We start from the raw sequence: 4,745 nt of genomic DNA on the forward strand, positions 1-4,745 counted from the left end.
AGTGCACACGCGTGGCGCCTACGGCGAATACCCAATTGCCATCGATCACAACGCGTTCGTTGACCGACGCCGCGCCCTGCCGGCGAGCAGCCGCAACACTGCCCGGCATACCGGGACTTTTGCAACACGATCTGCCATGAGCTGACATGGTATCTATGGCGAAGAGCATATTTGGTTTCGCGCGTTACTTGATCGCGCCCATGGTGAAGCCAGCTACGAAACGAGCGACGAAGAAATTGTAGATGACGGCAATTGGCACGCTCGCGATCAGGCAGGCTGCCATCATCGAGCCCCAGAAATAGACGTCGCCCCGCACAAGAAAGGTCGGCACTCCGACGCTCACCGTATAGCTCGACGACGCGGTGATAAACGTGACGCCATAGACAAATTCCTGCGTCACCAGAGTGAAGGCGAAAATGACCGCCGTCAGTATCCCGGCCACCGAAATCGGCATCACCACCTTGATGAATGCGCCGAAGCGGCTCAGCCCGTCGATCATGGCTGCGTCCTCGAGATCGCGCGGGATCGCCTTGAAGAAGCCCATCAGAAGCCAGGTACAGAACGGCACGGTGAAGCTCGGATAGACGAGAATGAGCGACCACACCGAATCCTGCAATCCCACTATCGCGATGATGCGCGAGAACGGGATGAACAGGATCGTCGGCGGTACCAGATAAGTAAGGAATATCGTGACGCCCAGAGTTTGCGCCCATGCGCCGGCCATGCGAGCGAGCGCGTAGCCTGCCGGGACCGCGAGCACGAGCGTGATGATCACGACGGCCACTCCGACGAAGCCGGTATTTAATAACCATTGCAGGTATTGGGTGTCCTCGAACAGCACCGAAAGATGTCGCAGCGTCGGCGGGCTGTTGAAGACGAAAGGATTGTTTTCGGTGTTGTACAAATCCTGGTTGGCTTTGAAAGCGGTGATCACCATCCAGTAAAACGGAAAGGCGAGGAACGTCACGAAGAACACGAGGACGGCGGTGTGAACGGCCGTGCCGGCAACATTTCGCGCGCGGGCAAATTCAGGGGTCATGTCACGTCACCTCGGTGCGCCGCGCTAACCACAGGAACAGGATTGCAACGCCGGCCAGGACGGGGAAGAGGAAGAGAGAGATGGCGGCTCCTCCCGCGAGGTCCCCCCCCTGAATTCCGGTAAAATAGGCCCAGCTAGCGATAACCTGTGTGGTGTCGTAGGGACCGCCGCGCGTCAGAACGAATACCACAATCATGTCGGTGAACGTGAAGATGATGCCGAACAACAACGCCACCAGGGTGATCGGCACGATCAGCGGCATCGTGATCTGGAAATGGTGACGCCAGAACCCGGCACCATCAACCTCCGCCGCGTCATGGATATCCTGCGGGATCGACGATAGCCCGGCGAGGACGATGACGGTCGCCAGCGGCAGGATGCGCCATACGTTGACGATGATGATCGATGCCCTTGCCAGAGTTGGCTGGCCAAGCCAGATCGGCCATTCGTTGGGCCCGAGCAGGCCGGCCGCGCGGGCCGTCCAGTTGACGACGCTGTAGATCGAATCGAAGATCCATAGCCAACCGATGCTGCCGAGCGAGATCGGCGCCACCCACGGCAGCAGGATCAACAGCCGAACCAACCATCTGCCTCGGAAATCAACAACAAGCGCCGTCGCCAGAATGTTGGCGCACACGAGGACGATAAACTGGGAAACGACCGTGATGACAATCGTATTCTGCAACGAAAGCCAGAATGTGCCGCTGTCCATTATGCGTAGGAAATTTTCCAGCCCGACAAAGTGAACGTCGTGGCTGGCGACCGTTGCGCTCGACACGCTGTAGTAGAGCGAGAGCAAGAAGGGAAAGCCGACCAGAAGGCCGATGTAGAGGATTGCCGGCGCAAGCATGGCCCGCAACAGCCAGCGATCGTTGTCGGCAATACGGGACAGGAAGCAATCCCTTCCGCGGATCTCGCCGGCTGCCCGTGTGATCACTGACGTCATGCCGCGCCTCCGTCGACACGCCGGCCACTCGTGCGCTCGAAGCGGGCGATGTCCTGGCGCCGCACCGTGAAGTCGTAGACCCCGCCGGCGTCAATATGTGTGCGAATGTTGGTCGGGATCTTCGAGATCAAGCGCGCCTCGGGCGTTCGGCCATCGATCAGGCCGTAGACCAAGCGATCGGCACCGAGATACTCGATGCGGGTGATGCGAAACGGAAAATCGATATTGTCGCCGTCCGGTTCAACCTCCTTCGGCAGGAACGCTTCCGGCCGGAATCCGATCCAGATCTCGCCGTCCTCGATCAGGTTCATCGGCGGCGAACCAATGAAAGTGGCGGCAAAGATGTCCGCCGGCAAGCCATAGATCTCGTGCGGCGTGCCGATCTGGTGGACACGACCCTGGTTAAGAACTGCGATGCGGTCCCCCAGGCCCATCGCCTCGGCCTGATCGTGGGTAACGTAGATGGTGGTGGTGCCGAGGCTACGCTGAAACTGCTTCAGTTCGTCCCGCGCGGAGTTGCGCAACTTGGCATCGAGATTCGATAAAGGCTCGTCGAGAAGAAAGACCACCGGTTCACGCACCACCGCCCGCGCAAGCGCGACGCGCTGGCGCTCTCCGCCTGACAACTGACGTGGCTTTCGGTCGAGGAAGTCCCCAATACCGAATATCTGCGCTGCCCAGGCGACCTTCTTGCGGATCGCCTCTCTTGGCATGCCGGCTGCGCGCAGCGGAAACGAAATGTTCTTTTCGACCGTAAGGTGCGGATAGAGCGCGTAGCTTTGAAACACCATAGCGACGTTTCGTGCGCGCGGCGGTAGGGCGGTCACGATGTTTCCGTCAATCACGATATCGCCCGAAGTCGGCCGCTCAAGGCCGGCAATCAGGCGCATCAACGTCGTCTTTCCGCAGCCCGAAGGACCAAGCAGGACCAGGAACTCTCCTTCCCTGGCGATCAGGTCAATGCCGTCGACAGCGCGAACCTCGTCGAAAAGCTTGATGATACGTCGTGTTTCGACAATGGCCATGCGCAGTCCCGATTGCCTCACTCCGCGAAGCCGTTCACCGGAACGGCTTCGGCGCCAGGCATGATCCGAGGGGCACGGAATTCCGTGCCCCAACGGCAATGCGTGGCGAGACGATCAGATCATCTTCCGATCTTTCCACTTCGCCCAGATCGCCTTCATCTTGGCATCGGCGCGCTTGAGAGCGTCTTCCGGAGTTTCCGCGCCCGCGGCGGCCTCGGCGAACATCGTGTTGATCACCCAGGTATTGAAGGTCTCGTCGATCGCGGCATTGGAGTTGCCGGGATAGCCGACGTTGGTCGCCCAATCGAGCACGTCCGAAAGCACCGCGTACTTGTCCGGCGGTACCGCCTTGGAATCCTTGGCGATGAGCTGGGTCAGGTCGGGGACAGTGTTCGAGAAGCAGGGGAAGTTGTAAAATTCGCTGGCCATGAAGCCCTGTTTGAAGTTGTCGATGTAATCGACCAGGAAAGTCTTTGCGCCGTCGATGTTTTCGGAAAACTTCCAGGTCACATAGCAGTTCATCACGTGCTCGAGACCGATCTGCCGAACCGGGCCTTTCGGCGGCTTGGCGAGCGCGATCTTTTCGTGGATCGGCATCTTGTCGTTTTCGCCCGCGCGCGTGATCGAAATCGCGTTGAGCACGAGGGACGACCTGCCAGCGAGCATCTGCCGGTTGTTCGACGATGGATCCCAGGCGAACACCTCTGGCGTCTCAGTCTCCTGGAACAGAGCTTTGACGAATTTGAGCGCTTCGAGGGTTTCTTTGGAATTGATAGCGAGAGTGCCGACGGCGTCCTGCTCGTGCGCGCCGAACGAATACATGATCGCACGCATGGCCATCGCGGTGTCGAGTTCGGCGGAGAGGCCGATACCGACCGGAATGCCGGTCTTGTCTTTGATCTTCTTGCCGCCGACGCGGACGTTATCCCAGGTGTCTGGCTTCATGCCGATGTCGCCCCAGAGATCCGATCGATAGTTGACGGGATCGGGGACGAAGCTGTCGGAGAAAGCGAAGTATTTCTGGGTCTTCGGATTATAGGTACTCTTGACCGCCAGATCGATCGGCTTGCCGAGCTGCTTCTCGCATGCGGCATAGACGTCGCTCATGTCCACAACCTGTTCCTCGTAGACCGATGGCGGCGCAAGGAACATCACCAGGTCATGGCCCTTCTGCGCCGAGACTTCCGCGGCTGCGCGCGAAGGGATCAGGCCGAGGTTGATGTTGTCGACGATGACCTCGGTGCCGTTCTTGGCGCCCCATTCCTTGGTGTAGGTGTTGTTGAACCACTTGTCGTAGCCGGGGACGAAGTGACTCCATTGCAGTATCTTCAGTGTCTTGGCGGCGCGAGCCGGCGAAACGTGGAAGAATGGTCCGGCGGCTGCGGCTGCACCCACAGCTGTCTTGATGACGTCGCGGCGCGACAGGCCGTAGCGACGAGATGCACGGGATGACATCTTTCCCTCCCATTGCTTGATCGTTCAGCGGGAGGTTATGTGCCGGTCAACCGCAGAGACGAGCTCCCGCTGACATTAGCTGGCAATAATTATCCCACAGGCAGGAAATGTTGACAACGCAGCAACGGTGCTCTCATCCAAGAAGAACTCTGTTGCCGGACTGCAGGCCCGGCTAGTCGCACATGATCCTCGGACCGTGGTGGCGCGCTTGATGTTCGCGCCGGCGCCCGGGTCCGTGCCGCGTCGCAATCTTGCCAAAGGATGGATATCGTCAGAAGCG

4 protein-coding genes are annotated in these 4,745 nt (G+C 59.4%); all 4 read right to left on the minus strand.

Translation table 11 applies throughout. The features are described from left to right. Positions 1-184 precede the first annotated feature (184 nt). Entirely contained in the window at positions 185-1,039 is an 855-nt protein-coding gene (locus IVB46_RS39435; RefSeq protein WP_247303162.1) for a carbohydrate ABC transporter permease, read from the minus strand. Between the two features lies 1 nt (position 1,040). Continuing rightward, positions 1,041-1,985, minus strand: a complete 945-nt coding sequence (locus tag IVB46_RS39440; RefSeq protein WP_247303161.1) for a sugar ABC transporter permease — start codon at positions 1,983-1,985, stop codon at positions 1,041-1,043. Further along, entirely contained in the window at positions 1,982-3,010 is a 1,029-nt protein-coding gene (locus IVB46_RS39445) for an ATP-binding cassette domain-containing protein (protein ID WP_247303159.1), read from the minus strand. Before IVB46_RS39445 ends, IVB46_RS39440 begins: the two co-directional genes overlap by 4 nt. Positions 3,011-3,124: 114 nt before the next feature. After that, complete coding sequence (locus IVB46_RS39450) at positions 3,125-4,465, minus strand: extracellular solute-binding protein (protein WP_247303157.1); 1,341 nt, start codon at positions 4,463-4,465, stop codon at positions 3,125-3,127. Positions 4,466-4,745: the final 280 nt, after the last annotated feature.

It is taken from the genome of Bradyrhizobium sp. 61 (assembly GCF_023073075.1).
Lineage (GTDB): Bacteria > Pseudomonadota > Alphaproteobacteria > Rhizobiales > Xanthobacteraceae > Bradyrhizobium > Bradyrhizobium barranii.

Excerpts from the sequence above, each read along its gene's own strand:
- IVB46_RS39450 (WP_247303157.1), bottom strand. The coding sequence starts at position 4,465 with ATGTCATCCCGTGCATCTCGTCGCTACGGCCTGTCGCGCCGCGACGTC.
- IVB46_RS39445 (WP_247303159.1), bottom strand. The coding sequence starts at position 3,010 with ATGGCCATTGTCGAAACACGACGTATCATCAAGCTTTTCGACGAGGTT.
- IVB46_RS39440 (WP_247303161.1), bottom strand. The coding sequence starts at position 1,985 with ATGACGTCAGTGATCACACGGGCAGCCGGCGAGATCCGCGGAAGGGAT.
- IVB46_RS39435 (WP_247303162.1), bottom strand. The coding sequence starts at position 1,039 with ATGACCCCTGAATTTGCCCGCGCGCGAAATGTTGCCGGCACGGCCGTT.